Below are 22,617 nucleotides of genomic sequence, written 5' to 3' on the forward strand. Positions count from 1 at the left end.
GCTAAAGCTAGCGTGCTATAATTTCGCGCCATTTTCCTTAGACTAAAACGTTTTAAATGTCAGCAATCAATATGAAAAGTACTCAATCGACAAACACCAAAGCCGCTGGAGAAACGCCAAGCGAGAAGAAAGTAATCGTTGGTATGTCTGGTGGTGTCGACTCTTCCGTTTCCGCTTATCTGTTATTAGAGCAAGGCTATCAGGTTGAAGGCTTGTTTATGAAGAACTGGGAAGAAGATGACAGTGACGAGTATTGTTCGGCTGCTGAAGACTTAAAAGACGCACAACAAGTGTGTGAAAAACTAGGGATAAAACTTCATACTATCAATTTTGCAACAGAATATTGGGACAATGTCTTTGAATATTTCTTGGCTGAATATAAAGCCGGACGTACACCTAACCCTGATATTATGTGCAATAAAGAAATTAAATTTAAAGCCTTTTTAGAATTTGCTTGTGAAGACTTAGGTGCCGATTACATTGCGACGGGTCATTATGTTCAACGCGAATTTATCAATGGCAAGTGGGCTATGCTTCGTGGCTTAGATAATAATAAAGATCAAAGTTACTTCTTATATACGTTAAGTCATGAACAAGTTGGTAGAACGTTATTCCCTGTTGGCCATATTGAAAAACCTGAAGTGCGCGCCATTGCAGAAGAAGCTGATTTGGTGACCGCGAATAAAAAAGACAGTACCGGTATTTGCTTTATCGGTGAACGTAAGTTTAAAGACTTTTTACAACGTTACTTACCAGCCCAACCTGGTGTTATTGAATCAGCAGAGGGTGAAGTTATTGGTGAACATGACGGGCTTATGTATCACACGTTAGGACAACGTAAAGGTTTACGTATCGGTGGTTTAGCTAATGCTGGCGAAGAACCATGGTATGTCGTTGATAAAGATCTAAACCGCAATGTATTAATTGTTGGACAAGGTCATAATCACCCTCGCCTATTTTCAAAGGGTTTAATTGCCAATCAACTGCATTTAGTTGATCGTAATATCATTATTGAGCCTTTAACGTGCACAGTAAAAACTCGATACCGCCAACAGGACGTAGCCTGTACGGTTACGCCTTCACCTACTGAAGGCGAATATCAGGTGATGTTTGAAGAGCCACAAAGTTCAGTAACACCAGGACAATCGGTTGTATTTTACCAAGGCAGCACCTGTTTAGGTGGCGGCATTATCAATACGCTTATACGTTAATCGCTTTTTCGGAATTTATTTTTATATGCAACCACTTATTGAACAAACATTGACGTTAGCCGCTATTTGTCAAGTTTCATATTCTGTACAACGTTTATCTCGGCACGGCCAAATAAACGATGAAGATCTTACGGTGTTATTAAAAAGTATTATGGTTACCTCGCCAAGTAATACCCTTGAAGTGTATGGTGATGATGTTGAAAACCTTAAAGTTGGTTTAGAAACCTTAGCCTCACACTTGGGTAATAATGCGAAACAAAAAGATCCCGAAGTTACTCGCTATGTGGTGAGTTTATTAAGTTTAGAAAGACGCTTAAGTAAAAATTCCTCAAAATTACAAGCGTTAGGTGAACGTATAGAACAATGCCAACGTCAATTAGTACATTACGATATTAACAGTGAGACGTTAATTTCTAGCTTAGCGAGTATTTATAGCGATATTATTAGCCCTTTAGGTACGCCTATTCAAGTGGCGGGTAATCCAGAAATACTCAAAAACCCTACTAATCAACATAAAATAAGAGCCTTATTACTTGCTGGTATTAGAAGCGCAGTACTTTGGCGACAAGTCGGTGGAAAACGCCGATCGATAATATTTTCTCGTGCAAAACTGGTTGAATGTGCACAAGATTTACTTAAAAGAATTTAATTTATAATTTTTAACTCAGGAAATTACTATGGAACTTTCAGCGTTAAGTGCAATATCACCTGTAGATGGTCGTTATGGCAGCAAAGTCACCGCATTACGCCCAATTTTTAGTGAATTTGGCTTAATTAAATACCGTGTTACTGTAGAAGTAAGATGGTTACAAAAACTTGCTGCTACAGCAGAAATTAACGAAGTACCGGCTTTTTCTGAGCAAGCCACTCAAATTTTAGATGATATCGTTGCAAACTTTAATGAAGAAGATGCGCTACGTGTAAAAACTATTGAAGCAACAACCAACCATGATGTAAAAGCGGTTGAGTATTTCTTAAAAGAAAAAGTTGCTGATAACGCTGAGTTAAACGCAGTAACTGAATTTATTCATTTTGCTTGTACTTCTGAAGATATTAACAATTTATCTCATGGCTTAATGTTAAAAGAATGTCGTGAAAATGTTTTATTACCTATGGTTGACGAAATTCTTGTTCAATTAAAAACATTGGCTAACGAATATAAAGCATTACCTATGATGTGTCGTACGCATGGTCAACCTGCATCACCTAGTACTATGGGTAAAGAATTTGCGAACGTGTATGTGCGTATAAAACGTCAACGCGATCAAATTGCAAATATTGAGTTTTTAGGAAAAATTAATGGCGCTGTTGGTAATTACAACGCTCATCTTTCTGCGTACCCTGAAGTAAATTGGCATGGTTTTTCTGAAGACTTCGTTACGTCTTTAGGCTTAACTTGGAACGCATTTACCACTCAAATAGAACCGCATGATTACATTGCTGAATTATTTGATGCTATTGCTCGTCTAAACACGATTATCATCGATTTTGATCGCGATGTATGGGGCTATATTGCTTTAGGACACTTTAAGCAAAAAACTATAGCGGGTGAAATTGGCTCTTCAACTATGCCGCATAAAGTAAACCCGATTGATTTTGAAAACTCAGAAGGTAACTTAGGTATTGCTAACGCCCTATTCTCACACTTAGCACAAAAACTACCTGTTTCGCGTTGGCAACGTGATTTAACAGATTCTACTGTTTTAAGAAACTTAGGCGTAGGTTTTGCTCACTCACTTATTGCTTATCAAGCTACCTTAAAAGGCATGAGCAAATTAGAAGTGAATGAAGAAGCATTGTTAGCTGAGCTTGATAATAACTGGGAAGTACTTGCTGAACCGGTACAAACCGTTATGCGTCGTTACGGTATTGAAAAGCCCTACGAAAAATTAAAAGAGTTAACACGTGGTAAACGTGTTAATGGTGACTCTATGCGTGAATTTATCATGACTTTAGCATTACCTGATGCTGTTAAAGCTGAGCTTTGCTTATTAACACCAGCTTCCTATATTGGTCGCGCAGTGTCTTTTATTGCCGAACTTGACTAATATTGACGATAAATCGTAAATAAAATAAGGGGAACCAAACGGCTCCCCTTTTTATTGCGAGTATATTAAGCATTCATAAATTTAACATTAATAATAAATTAAAGATTTATTGGAAGTATTAAAAATGCACACTATTCAAACGATTAATTGGGGCGAGCTAACGCCTGAAAAATTTCTTAGCGAGTATTGGCAAAAAAAGCCGTTGTTAATCAAACAAGCACTTCCAAGTTTTCAAGGCACTATCGATGCCAATGAATTAGCTGGTTTAGCAATGGAGCAAGAAATAGAATCTCGGATTATTTCACAAAACAGCGATCAAAGTTGGAACGTATCTCACGGACCTTTTGAGGACTTTAGTCAATTTGGTGAAAATAATTGGACCTTGCTCGTACAAGCCGTTAATAATTGGTCGCAAGACACAGATGCATTGATTAACTTATTCAATTTTATTCCACGCTGGCGTATAGATGATGTAATGGTAAGTTTTTCAACACCTAATGGAGGGGTTGGCCCACATCTAGATCAATACGATGTATTTATTCTTCAGGGAGAAGGAAAAAGACGCTGGCAAGTAGGTGCACCTGATGCAAGCTTAGTGGATCTCATTCCACACCCAGATTTAAAACAAGTGTCTGAATTTGTGCCGATAATAGACGAAATAACCGAAGCGGGCGATTTACTTTACATTCCGCCTAATCATCCTCACAACGGTGTTTCAATTGAAAACTCATTAAACTTTTCGATTGGTTTTCAAGCGCCAAGTAAACAAGATTTATGGTCAGGCTTTGCTGACAGGCTTATCGACGATAATTTAGGTGAAGAACGTTTTGGTGATTCTGCTCGACAAGCAACTTTAACACCAGAGCTACTTGAAGCTAATGATATAAATGCACTTAAAGCATTTATGTCTTCACAACTAGAAAATGATCAGTTTTTTAATCAATTTATTGGAAAATACTTAACGCAAAGTCATCACACATTAGAGCTACTTATTCCAATGGAACCTTTTACAGACGAACAAGTTAAAGCGTTTACCGAAGATGAAAGTATTCAATTTATACCCGTTTCAGGTATTAAATCGTTAATAATTAATGAAAAAGAACCATTTTTATTTATTAATGGCGATCTATTCCAACTGTCTGATAAAACGTTAGAATTAGCAAAAATTTTAGCTGGAAGTAATGCTTTGACTATGGAAAAAGCAAAAAGTTACATGCATTGTTTGAAAAACAACCAATTGTTAACTAGAGTTTTAAATAAGGGTTATTGGTATGTAGATTAAATTATATGATTTCATTCAGTATAAGTCGAGTAGAGTGGGAACAAGCAGCCCCCTTACTTAAAACAGTTAGAGAAAAAGTATTTGTTTGCGAACGACGTATACCCAAAAAAATTGAATTTGATCGCCGTGATCATCATGCCGTACATATATTAGTATGTGATGATCACAGCCAAGAACCGATTGCCACAGGTCGAATATTTCCCACCGGAGAAATTAGCCGGATTGCAGTAATACCTAATTTTAGAAAATACCAAGTAGATAAGTTAGTAATCAAAGCATTGATTTCAATTGCAGAAGACTTAAAGCTAGATGAAGTTTTTATCTATAGTCCTCTCGACGCTGTTGACTATTTTCGTAAACACAACTTTATACCCGCAGGGGCTGTATTTATGGAAGCAGGTATGCCGAGACAACGAATGGTGTGTTCGTTAGAAGACATAACCAATACAAAAGTTTACCTCAGTCATTAATTGCACTTTTTTTCATTGCCGTTCAATATATCACCAAATTCTTTGTGAACACTTTAGCTAAATAGATAAATTTTAACTTTCTGGTATGCCGGTTTAAAAGTGCCTTGAAAGCTTTACAGCCTTACTTCAACAATATTAAAAACAACACTAGATATACTTATTCCTTAGTGGTATCTTGCGCCGCATATTACCACTGAATAGCTTTTAAATAGAGATAAAACTATATAAAGCAAGCTTAAAACACGTATGGAGTAAAGAGAGTGTCATTTTTTGATTTGGTAGATTTTGATGATCATGAGCAAGTCGTTTTCTGTAGTGATAAAGAAACAGGCTTAAAAGCAATTATTGCCGTACATAATACTGCCCTTGGCCCTGCTGCTGGTGGTTGTCGTTTTTGGGATTATGCTAATGATGAAGCGGCATTAACTGATGTATTAAGATTATCTCGTGGTATGACATACAAAAATGCCATGGCAGGTTTAAAACTTGGCGGTGGTAAAGCGGTTATCATTGGTGACCCTAAAACTCTAAAATCTCCTGAGTTATTTAAAGCCTTTGGTAAAGCTGTTAATAATATTGCAGGTCGTTACTATACGGCTGAAGATGTAAACATCACTACAAGTGATATGGCAACCGTCAATCAAGTCACTGATTATGTAGCAGGCCTTGACGGTAAAAGTGGTAACCCTGCCCCATTTACTGCCCTTGGTACTTTTTTAGGTATTAAAGCCGCGGTTAAATTTAAATTAGGTAAAGATGATTTAACCGGTGTAAAAGTAGCGGTGCAAGGCTTAGGCAGTGTAGGTTATGATTTATGTAAAAAATTACACGCCGCTGGTGCTGAACTCGTTGTAACTGATATTAACCCAATGGCATTAGAGAAAGCTGCCGCTGAATTTAATGCAACCGTAGTAGGCTTAGATGATATCTATAGCCAAGATGTCGATGTTTACTCGCCATGTGCATTAGGTGCTTCAATTAACGATGGTACAATTTCACAACTAAAAGCTTCTATCATTGCAGGTTGTGCAAATAATCAACTCGCAGAAGCTCGTCATGATCAAATATTAAAAGACAAATCAATCTTGTATGTACCTGATTATGTTATTAATGCGGGTGGTATTATTAATGTAGCTTTAGAAATTTATCCAGAACCTTATTGTGAAAAGCAAGCAACCAAACTTGTTGAAAGAATTTATGATACGTTAATGAATGTCTTTGAAAAAGCTAAAGCAGAAGATAAACCAACAGGAATTGTAGCAGACGAAATAGCAAGAGCCATTATTGCAAAAGGTCGTAATTAAATCGCGAATATAAACAATTTAGTCACAAAGGCCAGCTATATCGCTGGCCTTTTACTTTTTAATTACCTTTATCTTAAGTAAGTGCCGTCAGCAGTACTTCAATAGGATGACGAGTTTTAACCTTACCTAAACGTTTTACTTGGCTACGACATGAATAACCTGTGGCAACAATTTGCTTAGGTTGTAGCTTTTCAATTTTTTCTTGCCAACTCATTTGATAAAGTTGAGTCGAATTGTCTAAATTCACTTTTTCATGGCCATAAGTTCCCGCCATACCGCAACAACCTACTGCAACACTAGATAATGATAAACCAAAAGCATCAAAGATTTGTTGCCATTGCTTTTCGCTGCCAGCTAACGCTGTTTTTTCTGTACAATGGGCAAACAACTTATACTCTGTCACTTTATCAGTTGATATTGTCTTAATATTTTGGTGATCGAGTAACGTAATTAACCACTCATGGGCTAATAACACTTCAAAATTCCCTCTTTCCCCTTTGAGAATTTGCTTATATTCATCTCGATAACACAATGCAAGTGAGGCATCTAAACCTATCATTGGGATAGCTAATTGACTTAACTGATTTAAAAACTCACTGGTATTTTTTGCTGTTTTAGCAAAGCGCTTTAAAAAGCCTTTAACGTGTTGTGGTTTACCATTTGGTTTAAATGGAAGTAATACCGGCTTAAAGCCAAGTTTACTAATAAGTTTCATCATATTTAATACGACGTCGGCATCGTAAAATGAAGTAAATGGGTCTTGAACAATAAACACATACTCTTTACGTTGTTCAAGACTCATCGAAGTAAACTTTTCTAATGAAAAACTCTCATATCGACATTGTTTAACTTGCTCTGACAAAGTGGGGATTGAAAGTAATGGTGTATCAACGTATCCAATAGTGGATTGAGATATCTTATCGTATATTTTTGACGATAAAACTTTGTTCACCAATGCAGGTGTTTTTGCCATTAGCGGCGTTAATACTTCAACGTTGGCAACAAGGTGGTCTTTCAGTGGTCTGAAGTAACGAGAATGATATAAATTAACAAATCTTGCGCGAAAATCTGGTACATCTACTTTTACTGGGCATTGGCTGGCACACGCTTTACATGCTAAACAGCCAGACATGGCTTCCATCACTTCGTGAGAAAAATCGGTTTCTTTAGTGCCATTTATGCGGTTTTTCACTTTATCTAATAACTGTTTTACCGACCAACCACTAATATTTTGCTCTAACGCTAGAACATCAACGCCCTTTTGTTCTAATAAGCGCAACCACTCGCGCATCAAGCCAGCTCTACCTTTCGGCGAATGTCTTCGGTCACGCGTTACCTTGCTTGATGGACACATTGGGCTATCTTCGTCGTAATTAAAGCATAAACCATTACCATTACATTCCATCACCGATGAGAATGAATCTTTTACGGTGACAGGAATAGTTCGGTCGAAACTACCGCGTTTCTTACCATCTACAGAAACGAGTTTTTCACTTGAGTCTATGGGTGTACAAATTTTTCCAGGGTTCATCTTATTGAATGGATCAAAAGCTGTTTTTATTTTTCGTAATTCATTAAAGAGTTCTTCACCAAAAAATTCAGGACTATATTCGCTACGATACCCCTTGCCATGCTCACCCCACATTAAACCACCATATTTAGCGGTTAATGCGACAACTTTATCTGATATAACCCGTAGCAATTTCTCTTGTTCAGGGTCGCACATATCTAATGCTGGTCGAACATGTAAAACACCTGCATCCACATGACCAAACATACCATAGTGCAATTGATAACTATCAAGCAATTGACGAAATTCAACAATATAATCTGCTAAATTTTCAGGTGGTACAGCAGTGTCTTCAGCAAATGCCAATGGTTTTTGACTGCCTTTAGTATTCCCTAATAGCCCTACTGCTTTTTTACGCATTGCGTATAATTTATTTATACTGCCTAAATCAGAAGTAATTTGATAACCAATCACCCCTGTATTATTTACAATATCTTTATCAAGTTGTGCCGTTAAATCAGCCACTTGTGTAGCAAGAGACTCAACATCAATTCCGTTATATTCAACGATATTAATGCCGTCCATGACTTTACCTTCAACATCTTCAATTAAGTCACTAACTGAGTGCCAAATAATATCTTGCTTTGCTAAGTTTAAAACAGTTGAATCTATAGTCTCTACAGACGTAGCATTTGCTTTAACCAAGGTAGGCGAATGCCTTAATGCAGAATCAAAACTGTCATATTTAATATTGATCAGCGTTTTCGCTTTTGAAATTGGCGTAAGGTTTAGTTTTGCTTCACAAACAATAGCTAATGAACCCTCTGAACCGGCAATTAAGCGCGATACATCAATGGTGTTCAAATCATCAGAAACCGCATGTTCAAGGTCATAACCTGTTAAAAAGCGGTTTAAACGTGGGAATTTAGCTAAAATTTGTTCGCGTTTATCAATACTTGTTGCAAACACTTGTGCAAGTATTTTTCCGTAACTATTATTTTCATCCACTATTTCTTTAGCTTGTTCAATAGTGAGTGGACGCGTATTTATAAGATCACCATTGGCTAAAACAGAGCTTAGCCCTAAAACATGATCAGAGGTTTTGCCATACACTAAAGAGCCTTGTCCAGAAGCGTCGGTATTGACCATACCGCCAATAGTTGCCCTATTACTTGTTGATAAATCGGGAGAAAAGAAAAAACCATAAGGGCGTAAATAATCATTTAACTGATCTTTAACCACTCCTGCTTCCACTCGGACCCAATTTTCTTCCACATTAATTTCTAAAATACGATTCATGTGCTTAGAAAGGTCAACGACAATACCTGGGGTTAAACTTTGTCCATTAGTACCTGTTCCGCCGCCTCTGGCACTGAACTTAATTGCTTCAAATTGAGTTTCACTAGCTAATAAACAAATAGTTTGAATATCTGTTGACGTTTTGGGATGTAAAACCAATTGTGGTAATTGTTGATAAATACTGTTGTCGGTAGCAACGGCTAAACGAGCACCATAACTTGTACTGATCTCACCTGAATAGGTACTAGCTGAAAGTGCCTTTGCGTACTTTTGATATAAAGGAGCTAACAGCTCTTGAGGATCTAACCGAGGTAACATAGCTTAATAAAGTATTAAAATGGAAAGTAGGCAAAGTATACCATGCTCTTTTTCAAAAATGAGACCTCAAAGTAAAAAGACTAATAACTTTTTAAACTATTAATAAAACGATCACTTAAAAGATGAATAACCACTAATATTCAGAGCCTTAGATATCTTTATAAGCAACCACCTGAACAACTGCACTTTCACCTTGATGATGTTCCCCTTCAGAAATGAAACGCTCAACTTCATTTCCAATGTTAAAATGCAAGCCTTTAAGTTCTATTTTTAATGCGTTTAGAGACATAAATAAATCTCTTTGCGATGCTGGAGGTCCGCCTATTCCAGACATTACTAGTTGATGTTCGGTATAGGCTTCTAGAATAAAAACGCCCTTAGGTTTTAACCCTCTAACGACTTGTTGATGAATTTTTTTTCGTAAAACGCTGGGTACATGCGCTGATATAGATACAATACCATCCCAAATTTTCTCTCCAATATCATAATCGGCCAAGTCAGTTACAACCGTAGTAATTTCTACCCCATTTTCATTAGCATATGCTTGAGCCTTTTCAAGACCAACAGGAGATTGGTCAACCGCTGTAACTACATAACCTAATTTAGCCAAGAAAACAGCATTTCTGCCTTCACCTTCTGCCAAACAAAGTACATTGCCACCTTTAGGTATGCATGAATATTGTTCTTTTAGGAAGTCATTTGGTGACGTTCCATATGCAAACTCTTTTGCTCCGTATCGTTGATCCCACATATATCAGTTGTATCCCATCGTATAATTTGAAGTTTTTCTTTTGAATGCTTAATTAATATAGAATGAATTTAAATTTAAAAGCTAATATACAATTTACTTAATATTAGTTTTTATTTAAACAATTAAAATACATAATCAATTGATATAAATTATTTTTTGAGAGCATTATGATCAACCAGTTACAAGAAAAGTATCAACTTTCATTATTATTACTACTAGCATCAGTTGCGATTTGTGGTGTTTCACCATACGTCGTCAGCCGCTATTTGGAAGGGAATTACACTTCTTCGTTAATTGATTTATCTCTAATACTTGGCATTATTGTATTGGTTTCATTGGCTTATTATACTAAAAAAATTAGAATATTAAGTGCGTTAATCGCAGTATTTATTAATGTTGGAGTTGTCGTTGTTGTAGTTAAAAACGGATACGATAGTTTTTTTTGGGTTTACCCTGTTTTTGCAAGTATATATATCCTGCTAAAACCTTTAGAAGCTTTTATAGTGAATATACTCGCTGGAATATCACTACTTTTATTCGCTGATATTTTAACTTTTATGTCACTAGACTCATTTATTATAACCACGTTAATGCTAACAATGAGTGCTTTTGTTTATTCTAATCATAGCCTCAAACAATTTCGCTTATTAGAAACACTCAATACCATTGATGACCTAACAGGTGCTTTCAACCGCAGAGCGCTTAAAACAGATATTGATGAAATAATAGCAAGCTCTGAACGTAGGGGGGACTCGCCATTATTAGCTATTTTAGATTTAGATTATTTTAAAAAAGTAAATGACGAATTCGGTCATGCTGTTGGCGATAAAGTGTTAAAAGACTTTGTAGCTATTACTAAAGCCAACATTCGAAAATACGATAGATTGTATCGTTTTGGAGGCGAAGAATTTGTGCTTTTAGTCTCTGATATTGAAGGACAGCAGCAAAACTTTATTGATAACCTAAGAAAGTCTATTAAAAAAGAGTTAAAAACCCCTAACAACAAGAGTATTACTGTTTCGTTTGGTGTGGCTACTTGGATTCCTAATACAACAGCTGATAGTTGGTTAAAACGAGCTGATAAAGTACTTTATCAAGCAAAAGAAAATGGTCGTGATTGTGCTGTTTTTAGTAATGAGTAAAAGGTACAAGCAGTCTGTTAACAAAATTTAGTGAACGACTTTATAAAGGCCTCAACATTAAATACTGTCATTTAAATGTTAAGGCCTTTACCTAATTACTTAGCGTGTTGCTCTGCTAAATATAACCACGTAGGTAAAACAGTATCAGGGTTTAACGATACGCTATCTATTCCCTGCTCTACTAACCAAGCTGCAAAATCCGCATGATCTGAAGGCCCTTGACCACAGATACCCACATATTTACCTCGTGCTTTACAAGCTTTAATCGCCATCGCTAGTAATACTTTAATGGCCGGATTACGTTCATCAAATAAATGGGCAATCAAACCAGAGTCTCGATCTAATCCAAGAGTTAGTTGAGTTAAATCGTTTGAACCAATAGAAAAACCGTCAAAATGATCTAAAAATTGATCCGCTAATAAGGCGTTAGAGGGTAATTCACACATCATAATAACGCGTAAACCATTTTCACCACGTTTAAGGCCATTTTCAGCTAGTATGTCGATAACTTGTTCAGCTTCTTCAAGCGTACGGACAAACGGGATCATCACTTCAACATTCGTTAACCCCATATCGTTTCGAACGCGCTTAATAGCTTCACACTCAAGCGCAAAACATTCTCTAAAGTCTTCAGATATATAACGTGCAGCGCCACGGTAACCTATCATTGGATTTTCTTCGTGCGGCTCGTATTCATCGCCCCCCACTAAATTGGCATATTCGTTAGATTTAAAGTCAGACATACGCACTATAACTTTCTCAGGAGCATATGCCGCGGCCAATGTAGAAACACCTTCGGTTAATTTAGCAATATAAAACTCAACAGGATCAGAGTAACCAGCCATGTAATCACGAATTTCGTCTTTTAAATCTTCTGATTGCTGATCAAAATTCAATAACGCTTTAGGGTGAACACCAATCATTTTATTGATAATAAACTCTAATCGCGCTAAACCAATTCCAGCATGAGGCAAACGAGCAAAAGCAAAAGCGCGATCTGGATTGCCCACATTCATCATAATTTTCAGTGGCAATTCAGGCATTGAGTCAATTTCTGACGTGGTAACCTTAAAATCTAATTTCCCTTTATAGATAAAACCGGTATCACCTTCGGCACAAGAAACGGTAACTTCGTCGCCATAAGCGATTTTACTGGTAGCATCGCCACAACCAACAACAGCAGGTATGCCCATTTCTCTTGCTATGATAGCCGCGTGACAGGTTCTACCACCGCGATTAGTGACAATGGCAGATGCTTTTTTCATAATAGGCTCCCAATCAGGGTCTGTCATGTCTGTAACTAAAACATCCCCTGGTTGGATCTTATCCATTTCATCAAGCGATGCTAAAACTTTTGCCTGACCACTACCAATTTTATGCCCAATAGAACGACCTTCACAAATAACATCGGCTGTCGATTGTAATTGAAATTGCTCCATTACATTAGTATTTTCACGACTTTTAACTGTTTCTGGACGCGCCTGAACGATATAAAGTTTGCCATCTAAACCATCTTTAGCCCACTCAATATCCATAGGACGTTGATAATGCTTTTCAATAATCACTGCTTGTTTAGCTAATTCCATAACTTCTTCATCAGACAATGAAAATTGATTAGAAACTTCAGGTTCTACATCAACTATTTCAACTTGTTTGCCATGGTCTTGGTTTTGGGCATAAACCATTTTAATTGCTTTACTACCAATATTGCGTCTAACAACAGCTGGCTTACCACTAGCAAGGGTTGGCTTGTGAACGTAAAATTCATCAGGGTTAACCGCCCCCTGAACCACCATCTCACCTAAGCCGACACTGGAAGTTACAAAAACAACATCTTCAAAGCCTGATTCAGTGTCAATTGAAAACATAACACCTGATGATGCAATATCACTGCGAACCATTCGCTGAATACCAGCAGACAAAGCTACACCACGATGATCATAGCCTTGGTGAACGCGATAAGAGATTGCTCGGTCATTAAATAAAGAAGCAAATACATGTTTTATAGCAACCATAACTGCATCGAAGCCACGAACATTAAGGAAAGTTTCTTGTTGACCTGCAAATGATGCATCAGGCATATCTTCGGCTGTTGCAGAAGAACGCACAGCGAAAGAAGCATCTTCAGAAAATTCACCCGCAAGTTGTTTATACGCTTGCTCTATATCAGTCTGCATTGCAGGGAGAAATGGCGTGTCTATAATCCATTGGCGAATAGTACTACCGCAGGCCGATAATGCATTTACATCACTAACATCAAGAGTGTCTAAAAGTTGATGAATCTTTTCATTTAAACCACTTTGCTCTAAAAACTCATTAAACGCATGAGCTGTTGTTGCGAAGCCGCCGGGTACTTGAACACCCACATTGGCAAGATTTGAAATCATTTCACCGAGAGAGGCATTTTTACCACCTACTCGTTCTACATCGTTCATTCCTAAATTTTCATACCAAAGTACATTTTCTTGCACAACAACTTCCTCATTATGGTTTTAAAAAGTGATTCGCCTTTATTTAATGCTTAAGACTTTATAAACTGCTATAAATTACGAGATGTTGACAATTATAAAACCTTTCACCAAGAGTTACAGTATTAAAAAGGATTAAATTTAATGAAAACGGCTTTTTATATCTCAGACGGTACCGCGATCACCTCTGAAGTTTTTGGTCACGCCCTACTTTCTTTATTTCCTGTAGAGTTCAACCATCAAACAATAGCTTTCGTTGAAACAAAGAAAAAAGCCTTAGAAACCAAAGAAATAATAAATAAAGTAGCAAAAAAATCAGGCGAGGCACCGTTAGTTTTTCACACCTTTGTTAATCATGAAATAAGAGAAATAATTGATAGTTGTGACGGTGTTATTTATAACTTTTTAGAACACTTTATATCACCAATCGAGGATCAATTAGGCATTAAAGCTATGCCAAAAGCTCATCGAACACACAGTATTCATGAAAATACGTATGATTATCGAATAGATGCAGTTAATTATGCGTTAGCGAATGATGACGGTGGAAATATAGCTAACTATGCTCAAGCTGATGTTATTTTAGTGGGTGTTTCTCGCTCGGGTAAAACCCCAACTTCCTTATATTTAGCATTACAATATGGAATAAAAGCAGCAAATTATCCCTTTATTGACGATGATATGGATGATCTTAAAATTCCGGACTTCTTAATTCCACACAAAAAGAAGCTTTATGGCTTAACCATTGATCCGCAAAGGTTAATGGATATTAGAGACGGACGGCTCGCCAATAGTAAATATGCATCAGCAAGGCAATGCCGAATGGAACTAAGAGCCGTAGAAACGCTTTACAAAAAAGAAAAAATTCCTTTCTTGAATACTACTAAGTTTTCAGTTGAAGAAATTACCGCAAAAATATTAGCTGAAACTGGTTTACATCGTCATAAATATTAAATTTAACGTTTTTATATCAATAAATTTAAGCTTAGATAAATAAAGCGGTTCACATAAGGCCGCTTTTTCGCTATGTTAGCGCGATAAATTTCCCCGTATTAATTGAATTACGGGTATTAATATTGAATTTGGACAGCAATGACCATAAAAACCGATGAGTTTAGAACTACACTAATAGAAAATTTAGTGACTCCTGCAGAATTAGCAGAACAAATTCCTTTAACCGATGATACCGCTAATTTTATCATTAAAAGTCGTCAAGAAATTGAAGCTGTTATTAATGGCGATGATGACAGATTATTAGTTGTTATCGGCCCATGCTCTATTCATGACACAACAGCAGCAATTGATTACGCTAAACAATTAAAGCCCTTACATGATAAGTATAAAAATGAACTCTTGATCATTATGCGAGTATATTTTGAAAAACCTCGTACCACCGTTGGCTGGAAAGGCTTAATTAGTGATCCTGATCTAGATAAATCGTTTAAAGTGGCTAAAGGCTTAAATTTAGCACGTAACCTATTACTTGATATTAACAACCTTGGCTTACCTGCGGGTACTGAGTTCCTCGATATGGTTACTGGGCAATATATTTCTGACTTAATCAGCTGGGGTGCCATAGGTGCGCGTACAACAGAAAGCCAAGTACATAGAGAGTTAGCCTCGGCATTGTCATGCCCTGTTGGTTTTAAAAATGGTACTGATGGAAATATTCAAATTGCATTAGATGCGATCAAAGCATCGAGTGTTCCGCATGTACTTTATTCTCCAGATAAAAGTGGTCAAATGTGCATTTATCAAACTCATGGTAATCCTCATGCACACGTTATTTTACGTGGTGGTAAAACCCCTAATTACTCTCCACAAGATGTTGCTGATACCAAACAAAAACTAGCAGCTGCTAATATTAATGCGGGTATTATGGTTGACTGTAGTCACGGTAATAGCTTTAAAGACCATAATAAACAAAATGATGTCGCCGTTAGTATTGCCGAGCAAATTAGTAAAGGCGAAGATAAAATATCAGGCGTTATGATAGAAAGCTTTTTAGTGCCGGGTAATCAGAAAGTATTAGCAGACACGCCTTTAGTCTATGGACAAAGTATTACTGATGCCTGTGTTGACTTAACAACAAGCGAAACCATGTTAAAAACGTTGGCTAATGCGGTAATTACCGCAAGAGCTACTTAGTAAAACATTTAATAGATGATCACTAAATAAAAGATGTGGTTGACTCAGTGAACTACATCTTTTTATCTAATTTTATAAAGAATGCGTTTATTAATTACTCTTTAATTTAGTAATTAAACCATCACTTGCATTTTCTACCATATCTAAAACAAGTTTAAAGCCCCCAGCGCCACCATAATATGGATCGGGCACTTCGTTTTCTTCAAAGTCATCAGCAAAATCGAGAAATAACTTAACTTTACTGGTTAAATGTGAAGGACAAATACTTAAAAGCTCACTGACATTGTGCTTATCCATTGCTAAAATAAGATCAAATTTTTCAAAATCATCAACTACAACTTTACGTGCTTTAAGGTTATCAAATGAATACCCTCGGGCAATACCTGCCTTTTGTGCTCTTGCATCAGGCTTTTGCTTAGCATGCGCTCCCGTTGTACCTGCTGAATCAATCACTAAATCTAACTCGTGTTGTTTAATTTTATGTCGGAAAACGGCTTCAGCTGACGGTGAACGGCAAATATTGCCCATGCAAATAAAAAGAACACTTTTTATATTTTTTAATTCTACGTTATCAATCACTTACTATTCCTTGTTGTATAAGCAAATTTAAATGTGTAGCACTCCCTTTTACATCTAAACCGTTAAAACTGATTTTAGGAAGCTAATTTTATATAATTACAAATAATGTTTAGGAGTTAAACGTTTTAATCAAATATTACTGAATTTTTTAGCCGTTACGATAGGCGTCAATAACACTAAGCAACCAAATAATAATCAATACATATATTTTAATATTTAATTCTTGGGGATTATTTCCGGCCATTGAATCATTTAATGCCTGAGATATCGCAGGTACATTTAAAGGAATTACTCCCTTATTAATTTGATCAACAATGTATTGAGCTTTCGTTATTATTTCACTTACGATAAAAAATAAAGGCACAGTAAAAGCAACTAAAAAAACAATACAATGTTTATATTTTTTAAGAAAAAAATGTCCAACACCAGGATAAATTAATGCAGATAAAAGTGCGGCTTTAATTGATTTTTTCATTAGGTTTCCAACGTAATTCTTACTTTTACACCAACAATATTTTTATGGAATAATTCCATGCACAGCTCGCTCACTTTTACATTCTGATGATGCCATTTCAAATTCGCGACAAATCAAAGGGCGATTTTCATAAATTGAGCACATTAACGTGTCCCTATCTAATGCAGAGCACCAACCATCGTCTAAACGCAACATGGTTTGTCCTCCCCATTTATCATAGGTAATATGATTATCAGGCACACCTGTATCAGTAATTATCATTACTTCTAAATGGCAACAGCATGCCTGACAAGTTGAGCAAGTCACTTCAGAGGTTATATCTTTAATCGGTATGTTCATACATTTCATTAAATAGAGTAATGTTTCATCTTACCTTATATTTTTTAGCTACATTTATTAGATAAAAAATTATCTGAAAATATTATCAAGCACTTTACAAATAATTTTATTTGCTTACTTTTTATAAGTTTTTTTAAAAAATCGCTAAATTTTGCTAAAATTAAAAATACTTATTGCCAACTTACAGCTCTTTACACATGCAAAGAACATCGACGGTTATTAAATACCGCTTGGTCAACCTTAGTGTTTTGATTACATTAATGGTGCTTTTCTTAATAGGCTATGGCATATATTCACATAATCAAAAAATAATTGCCCCACTATTACAATCATCAATTACAGATATACGTAAAGAAACGTCTTTTTTAATAGATGAAAACAGCAAATACTCGGTTGATTGGGTAACAAAAAACATTCATTTTTTTAAAGCGGCACCCGATAACCAAGTACCGTTTACGCTAAGTAATGATAGTTATTGGGTATTGGTCACTTTAACGAATACAAGTAACGTTAATCGTTCGGTCACACTATTTACCGATAATTTTATTTTAACATCATTTAACGTATTTAAAGTTGATGAAAATTTAACTGAATCTCTCGCACCAATTTATCAACTAAATAATGATAATATTTTATTAAGCTTTTATCCAAATGTCGCAATTTCTTTAGAAGCAAAACAACAAGCAAAGTATTTATTTCAGTTGAAAAGCGACGCGGCACCTAAAATCCCCGTATTATTGGTCGAAACAAAAGCATTTGAACGATTAACAACACTGACAATTGTTTTATCAACAGTATTTGTTGCCGTTGTCGTATTAATGACACTCTATAATTTAATCATTTATTTTGCCGTTCAAGATAAAGTGTATTTATTTTATATTGGCTATTTAATATCAGCGTTAATAGTATTGGCGAGTATTAATGGTTTTGGCCGTTATATTTTTCCATTTGAGATACATCAATGGTTTAATGAATACACGTTAATATTTCATTACTCCCTCGTTATATTTTTAATATTATTTACTGTGTATTTTCTTCAATACAATGGTCAGCAGTCTTGGCTATTTAAATTGTCGATAACTATATGCGGTTTAACCACTGCTATTGCGTTATGCTCACTATTTTTTGACCATGTACTGCAAGCTAAAATATTCTTTTCACTTCAACCTTTATTTTATCTGTTATGCATTGTTTTAGTTGTTAAACGTGTCAAAACTGATTTTGCTTGGGCTAGATATTATATTTTATCGTGGATCCCCTTATTAATTGGTGCTGCCATACAGCCACTATCGTTGATGAATATTATTACCAATAATTTTTATACACGTAATGCCTTTCTTTTTGCCGTTATTATTGAGCTAATTTTAATGGCTTTTGCCTTGGCTGAGCGCATGCGAAGAAATGAAAAAGAACGACTACAAACCATAAGGTATCATAATGCTAGTGGCTTACCTCGTAAGTCCAACTTAGAAACTACGGTTACTGAACTTATTCGAAATGGCAATAATGATATTTCTGTGGTGGTAATAAAACCTGAACATATTGAACGCATTGCTTTATACATCGACGATAAAACCAACACAGAGCTATTTAAAAACCTCAGTAATAAATTGTCATCTTTATATGCATACAACGATGCTGTTATTGCGATTACCGATAATCATGAAAAATTATGTTTTATTAATAATCATTGCCTAGCCTTTATTTTAAATAATGAATTAAGTCATCAACCCATTGAGCATCTAGTAAAATCAACGCAAGATGTAATTTCTGATAACTTTCGTATTAATGACTTACAAATTCCTTTATCTGGTGTTATTGGCATAACTCATTACCCAAAACATGGTAAATACCCACATGAATTAATAAATAATGCATTACTTTCATTAAATATTGCAGAAAAGTCGTCTAAAAAATGGGCTTATTTTCATGATGACTCATTACGAAAAGAAAGCGACACCATGAAAATGGCTGTAGAGCTAAAACAAGCGTTAGAACAAAATAAATTAGCACTATATCATCAACCACAAATTGATTTAAAAACTTTACGAGTTTGTAGCAGTGAATGTTTAATACGTTGGAGTAATACTCAAGGTGAGTTTATTCCTCCTACGGTTTTCATTCCCTTAGCAGAAGATATTGGGTTAATTAATTCAATTACATTATGGGTAATAAAAACCGCCTTAAAACAACAAAAACATTTAATAGATGAATACGGATATAATCACATGGTGTCTATTAACATTAGCGGTAAAGACATTGCGAGAGAGCATTTCTTTTTAGATGTGATAAGTATTATTGAAGCATCAGAAATTCCTGCAGATAAGATTATTTTTGAGCTTACCGAATCAGCCTCATTTTCTTCAAACAAACAGACCATAGAGTTGATAGAAAAGCTCAGAGATATTGGCATAACCATTAGTATTGATGATTTTGGTACGGGTTATTCATCAATGTCACAAATAAATACCTTATCTTTTCAAGAGCTAAAAGTAGATCGACAATTTGTTGAAAACATTGATGCCGATCCTAAACGTAAAGTTATTACTAAAGCTACTGTAGAGATGGCCAAAGGATTAGGACTTGAAGTGGTTGCTGAAGGGATCAACAGCAAAGAAGACGAAAATATATTAAGAGGCTTTGGTTGTGACATTGGTCAAGGTTATTACTATGCTAAGCCAATGGCGTTTAATGATTATATAGATTGGTTAAATCGTTTAGATCATGGCCGTATTGTTGACGGGTTAACCGGCGAGTTTATTCCTGCGGAAACTACAGTTCCTAATAACGAAAAACGTTAACTGTAAGAGCGTACATTCCCTAGTGTTACTATTATAATACAGACAAAATTAATGAAATAAACAACTTAATATTTAAACCCTTTTTAGGACTTTAATTCATTTTATTTATCGATAAAACAATTATTTTTAATCACGCAACCTATTGTTTTAAATAAAAATAAAATTATTTTATTTTATTTGAAATTAACTGTTGCACAAATTTAAAAGCCACTATACTATCTCGCCACTTCTTGATGATAGCCAATCCGAGTACATTACAAATTTAGTTTGTAGCAAGGCAAATGAGTAACTATCCAAGAGTGAATTTGACTGTGCATATGCACTATTAATATCACTCAACCGACTCGTAGATAAATATTATCCGAGCGGTTGCTTAGGGTGTAATACAAACGCCCTGTTACTCGGAGAATACCATGGCTTTATCAACACAATTAAAAGATTACACCATTAAAGTACCTGCAACTGCGGTTGCCGCTAACCAAAGTGAATACTTTGCTTATGTGCAACCGACCAATGAAGAAATTGAGCAACTAGCAGAACAGTTCGGCGCACCATTAATGGTGCTTGACTGCGAAGCTATTCGTCGCCAATACCATGCACTTAAAAATGCATTACCGGGTGTTACGCTTCACTTTGCATTAAAGCCTTTACCATTAGCAGCAGTAGTACGTACATTATTAGCTGAAGGTGCCAGTTTTGATTTAGCCACCAGCGGCGAAATTGAATTAGTTGCAAGTGAAGGCGTACCAAGCGAACGAACCATTCACACACACCCAATTAAGCGTGATAGCGACATTCGTGATGCACTAGCTTATGGCTGTACTGTGTTTGTTGTCGATAACATTAACGAGCTAGAAAAATTTATTGTTTATAAAGATCAAGCAGAAATATTAGTACGTTTAAGTTTTCGCAACAAAGATGCATTTGCTGATTTATCTAAAAAGTTTGGTTGTAGCCCAGAAATGGCAATTGAAATTATTACCTACGCACAACAATTGGGTATTCGTATTAAGGGTTTATCGTTTCATGTAGGGTCACAAACAGCAAGCCCTACAAAATATGTAGAAGCTATAAACGCCTGTGCAAAGGTTATTACACAAGTAAGCGAGCTTGGTTTACCCGCATTAAGCACTTTAGACATTGGCGGTGGTTTTCCTGTGCCTTATAGCGCTGATGTGCTACCAATTGACGTTTTTTGTGCGCCAATTAACTTAGCCCTTGCGCAATTGCCCGATACCATGCAAATAATTGCAGAACCTGGACGCTTTATTGTTGCAAGCTCTGTAACGAGTGTTGCATCTGTAATGGGACAAGCTATGCGAGAAGGTAAAACATGGTACTACTTAGATGACGGTATATACGGTTCGTTCAGCGGTTTAATATTTGATGAAGCTGCTTATCCGATCGACAGTGTTAAACAAGACGGTGTGCGATTTGATTCAGTACTTGCAGGTCCAACATGCGATAGTATCGATGTAGTAAGCGAATCAATCATGTTACCTAAACTTAACAATGGTGATTTAATTATTAGCCGAATGATGGGCGCTTACACCTTAGCAACCGCTACCGATTTCAACTTTTTCAAACGCGCAGAAGTTGTGGTGTTAAATGAGTATGTGCACAGTCAAGAATTAACAGGCTGATAAGTTTAATTACCTGATAGTTAGATACGTTATCTTGTATCTATCAACATAAAACGCAGTTAAATACTGCGTTTTTCTTTACATAACCATAATTTTGTTTAACGTTTTTATCAACTTTAGTGCTTTAAGTAAACATGCACATTGTTAATAAACGCTGTAGATCTGCTGTCAAATCTTCTTGTTGCCATAGACTGCTTATGCCTGACAAAGGGAAGTCATACCAACGCCATTTTAAGCGGCGAGTAACAGTTTGCTAAAATGCGCGGAGCGCGAGCAAACTGTACGTGTCCGACTTTAAAACCTTATAGAGCCAAACTTCCCGTTTTGGCAGTTTTGTAGATATTCCGGATCACTAGGATTCCTGCTAGTTGAAAAATCCATACGGATAGAAGTTAAAACAGGTGTATTATCTTTATTTTTCTCTGTAGCTTGCCACTTCCATTTAACCAAAGTAGCAGCTGCATTTTTATCGAATACGCCTTTAGGGTACGATGAACGAACCTTATATCCTTGGGCTTTTCCATTTTGATCAATACCAACGATTAGATCAACGCAACCAGATACATTTTTTTTAGCTGCTGAAATTGGATATCTAGGTTCAATCCTTTTTGCAACAGTCCAATACTCATCAATTAATTTAATTTGATCTTTATCTGATATATCGAGGTAATTTATTTTTGGTTCTTCAACTTTAGTTGTTGTAGCACAAGAAACAACAAAAAGTGCAAGTGGTAACAATAGCTATGATTTATTCAAAGCTTTCTCCTTTTAGCTCTAACGCCCAATAAGGAGCTAAAAATTGTTTACTAAAATGTGTAGCGAAGCGAAA

Annotated in this window: 18 protein-coding genes; 11 read left to right on the plus strand and 7 right to left on the minus strand. The window is 35.9% G+C overall.

Annotation, left to right across the window (positions count from 1 at the left end):
- Positions 1-71: 71 nt before the first annotated feature.
- From mnmA to IE155_RS04670, 6 genes are all read left to right on the plus strand, one after another.
- Positions 72-1,211 carry a tRNA 2-thiouridine(34) synthase MnmA gene (gene mnmA, locus IE155_RS04645; RefSeq protein WP_189376938.1) on the plus strand — a complete coding sequence of 380 codons (1,140 nt, stop codon included), beginning with the start codon at positions 72-74 and terminating at the stop codon, positions 1,209-1,211.
- 25 nt (positions 1,212-1,236) lie between these two features.
- Entirely contained in the window at positions 1,237-1,860 is a 624-nt protein-coding gene (gene hflD, locus IE155_RS04650; RefSeq protein ID WP_189376939.1) for a high frequency lysogenization protein HflD, read from the plus strand.
- A gap of 28 nt (positions 1,861-1,888) precedes the next feature.
- Positions 1,889-3,259 (plus strand): adenylosuccinate lyase, encoded by a 1,371-nt coding sequence (gene purB / locus IE155_RS04655; protein ID WP_189376940.1) that lies wholly within the window; start codon positions 1,889-1,891, stop codon positions 3,257-3,259.
- Between the two features lie 124 nt (positions 3,260-3,383).
- Complete coding sequence (locus IE155_RS04660; protein WP_189376941.1) at positions 3,384-4,541, plus strand: cupin domain-containing protein; 1,158 nt, start codon at positions 3,384-3,386, stop codon at positions 4,539-4,541.
- 5 nt (positions 4,542-4,546) lie between these two features.
- Complete coding sequence (locus tag IE155_RS04665) at positions 4,547-5,011, plus strand: GNAT family N-acetyltransferase (RefSeq protein ID WP_189376942.1); 465 nt, start codon at positions 4,547-4,549, stop codon at positions 5,009-5,011.
- Between the two features lie 260 nt (positions 5,012-5,271).
- Positions 5,272-6,315, plus strand: a complete 1,044-nt coding sequence (locus tag IE155_RS04670; protein WP_189376943.1) for a Glu/Leu/Phe/Val family dehydrogenase — start codon at positions 5,272-5,274, stop codon at positions 6,313-6,315.
- 73 nt (positions 6,316-6,388) lie between these two features.
- Here the strand turns inward: IE155_RS04670 and ydiJ are convergent, their stop codons facing one another.
- Both ydiJ and IE155_RS04680 read right to left on the minus strand, forming a co-directional pair.
- Complete coding sequence (ydiJ, locus tag IE155_RS04675; RefSeq protein ID WP_189376944.1) at positions 6,389-9,442, minus strand: D-2-hydroxyglutarate dehydrogenase YdiJ; 3,054 nt, start codon at positions 9,440-9,442, stop codon at positions 6,389-6,391.
- Between the two features lie 148 nt (positions 9,443-9,590).
- Positions 9,591-10,193 (minus strand): class I SAM-dependent methyltransferase, encoded by a 603-nt coding sequence (locus IE155_RS04680; RefSeq protein WP_189376945.1) that lies wholly within the window; start codon positions 10,191-10,193, stop codon positions 9,591-9,593.
- A gap of 167 nt (positions 10,194-10,360) precedes the next feature.
- Here IE155_RS04680 and IE155_RS04685 point away from each other — a divergent pair, with 167 nt between their 5' ends.
- Positions 10,361-11,335 (plus strand): GGDEF domain-containing protein, encoded by a 975-nt coding sequence (locus IE155_RS04685; protein WP_189376946.1) that lies wholly within the window; start codon positions 10,361-10,363, stop codon positions 11,333-11,335.
- Between the two features lie 95 nt (positions 11,336-11,430).
- Here IE155_RS04685 and ppsA read toward each other — a convergent pair whose 3' ends face one another.
- A complete protein-coding gene (ppsA, locus tag IE155_RS04690; protein ID WP_189376947.1) occupies positions 11,431-13,806 on the minus strand; it encodes a phosphoenolpyruvate synthase in 2,376 nt (791 codons plus the stop codon).
- Positions 13,807-13,947: 141 nt separating this feature from the next.
- Between ppsA and ppsR the strand changes: the two genes are divergently transcribed.
- A complete protein-coding gene (gene ppsR / locus IE155_RS04695; RefSeq protein ID WP_189376948.1) occupies positions 13,948-14,757 on the plus strand; it encodes a posphoenolpyruvate synthetase regulatory kinase/phosphorylase PpsR in 810 nt (269 codons plus the stop codon).
- A gap of 138 nt (positions 14,758-14,895) precedes the next feature.
- Positions 14,896-15,951, plus strand: a complete 1,056-nt coding sequence (locus IE155_RS04700) for a 3-deoxy-7-phosphoheptulonate synthase (protein ID WP_189376949.1) — start codon at positions 14,896-14,898, stop codon at positions 15,949-15,951.
- A 90-nt stretch (positions 15,952-16,041) separates the two neighbouring features.
- On the opposite strand, the gene IE155_RS04705 is transcribed toward IE155_RS04700, so the two are convergent.
- The 3 genes from IE155_RS04705 to IE155_RS04715 all read right to left on the minus strand — a co-directional run bounded on the left by IE155_RS04705 (position 16,042) and on the right by IE155_RS04715 (position 17,344).
- A complete protein-coding gene (locus IE155_RS04705) occupies positions 16,042-16,530 on the minus strand; it encodes a low molecular weight protein-tyrosine-phosphatase (RefSeq protein ID WP_268245238.1) in 489 nt (162 codons plus the stop codon).
- A 148-nt stretch (positions 16,531-16,678) separates the two neighbouring features.
- Entirely contained in the window at positions 16,679-17,005 is a 327-nt protein-coding gene (locus tag IE155_RS04710) for a hypothetical protein (RefSeq protein WP_189376950.1), read from the minus strand.
- A gap of 42 nt (positions 17,006-17,047) precedes the next feature.
- Complete coding sequence (locus IE155_RS04715) at positions 17,048-17,344, minus strand: YkgJ family cysteine cluster protein (protein ID WP_189376951.1); 297 nt, start codon at positions 17,342-17,344, stop codon at positions 17,048-17,050.
- Between the two features lie 197 nt (positions 17,345-17,541).
- On the opposite strand from IE155_RS04715, the gene IE155_RS04720 reads away from it, so the two are divergent.
- Both IE155_RS04720 and IE155_RS04725 read left to right on the plus strand, forming a co-directional pair.
- Positions 17,542-20,145 carry an EAL domain-containing protein gene (locus IE155_RS04720; protein ID WP_189376952.1) on the plus strand — a complete coding sequence of 868 codons (2,604 nt, stop codon included), beginning with the start codon at positions 17,542-17,544 and terminating at the stop codon, positions 20,143-20,145.
- A gap of 413 nt (positions 20,146-20,558) precedes the next feature.
- Positions 20,559-21,788 (plus strand): type III PLP-dependent enzyme, encoded by a 1,230-nt coding sequence (locus IE155_RS04725; RefSeq protein ID WP_189376953.1) that lies wholly within the window; start codon positions 20,559-20,561, stop codon positions 21,786-21,788.
- Positions 21,789-22,082: 294 nt separating this feature from the next.
- Here IE155_RS04725 and IE155_RS04730 read toward each other — a convergent pair whose 3' ends face one another.
- Positions 22,083-22,526 (minus strand): energy transducer TonB, encoded by a 444-nt coding sequence (locus tag IE155_RS04730; protein WP_189376954.1) that lies wholly within the window; start codon positions 22,524-22,526, stop codon positions 22,083-22,085.
- Between the last annotated feature and the right edge of the window lie 91 nt (positions 22,527-22,617).

It is taken from the genome of Thalassotalea profundi (genome assembly GCF_014653195.1).
In the GTDB taxonomy this organism is placed as follows: domain Bacteria; phylum Pseudomonadota; class Gammaproteobacteria; order Enterobacterales; family Alteromonadaceae; genus Thalassotalea_B; species Thalassotalea_B profundi.

Bases quoted from the DNA above. Each gene is read 5' to 3' on its own strand.
- mnmA (WP_189376938.1), top strand. From the start codon at position 72: ATGAAAAGTACTCAATCGACAAACACCAAAGCCGCTGGAGAAACGCCA.
- purB (WP_189376940.1), top strand. From the start codon at position 1,889: ATGGAACTTTCAGCGTTAAGTGCAATATCACCTGTAGATGGTCGTTAT.
- IE155_RS04725 (WP_189376953.1), top strand. From the start codon at position 20,559: ATGGCTTTATCAACACAATTAAAAGATTACACCATTAAAGTACCTGCA.
- IE155_RS04660 (WP_189376941.1), top strand. From the start codon at position 3,384: ATGCACACTATTCAAACGATTAATTGGGGCGAGCTAACGCCTGAAAAA.
- IE155_RS04680 (WP_189376945.1), bottom strand. From the start codon at position 10,193: ATGTGGGATCAACGATACGGAGCAAAAGAGTTTGCATATGGAACGTCA.
- IE155_RS04700 (WP_189376949.1), top strand. From the start codon at position 14,896: ATGACCATAAAAACCGATGAGTTTAGAACTACACTAATAGAAAATTTA.
- hflD (WP_189376939.1), top strand. From the start codon at position 1,237: ATGCAACCACTTATTGAACAAACATTGACGTTAGCCGCTATTTGTCAA.
- IE155_RS04665 (WP_189376942.1), top strand. From the start codon at position 4,547: ATGATTTCATTCAGTATAAGTCGAGTAGAGTGGGAACAAGCAGCCCCC.
- IE155_RS04720 (WP_189376952.1), top strand. From the start codon at position 17,542: ATGCAAAGAACATCGACGGTTATTAAATACCGCTTGGTCAACCTTAGT.
- IE155_RS04715 (WP_189376951.1), bottom strand. From the start codon at position 17,344: ATGAACATACCGATTAAAGATATAACCTCTGAAGTGACTTGCTCAACT.
- IE155_RS04685 (WP_189376946.1), top strand. From the start codon at position 10,361: ATGATCAACCAGTTACAAGAAAAGTATCAACTTTCATTATTATTACTA.
- IE155_RS04710 (WP_189376950.1), bottom strand. From the start codon at position 17,005: ATGAAAAAATCAATTAAAGCCGCACTTTTATCTGCATTAATTTATCCT.
- ydiJ (WP_189376944.1), bottom strand. From the start codon at position 9,442: ATGTTACCTCGGTTAGATCCTCAAGAGCTGTTAGCTCCTTTATATCAA.
- ppsR (WP_189376948.1), top strand. From the start codon at position 13,948: ATGAAAACGGCTTTTTATATCTCAGACGGTACCGCGATCACCTCTGAA.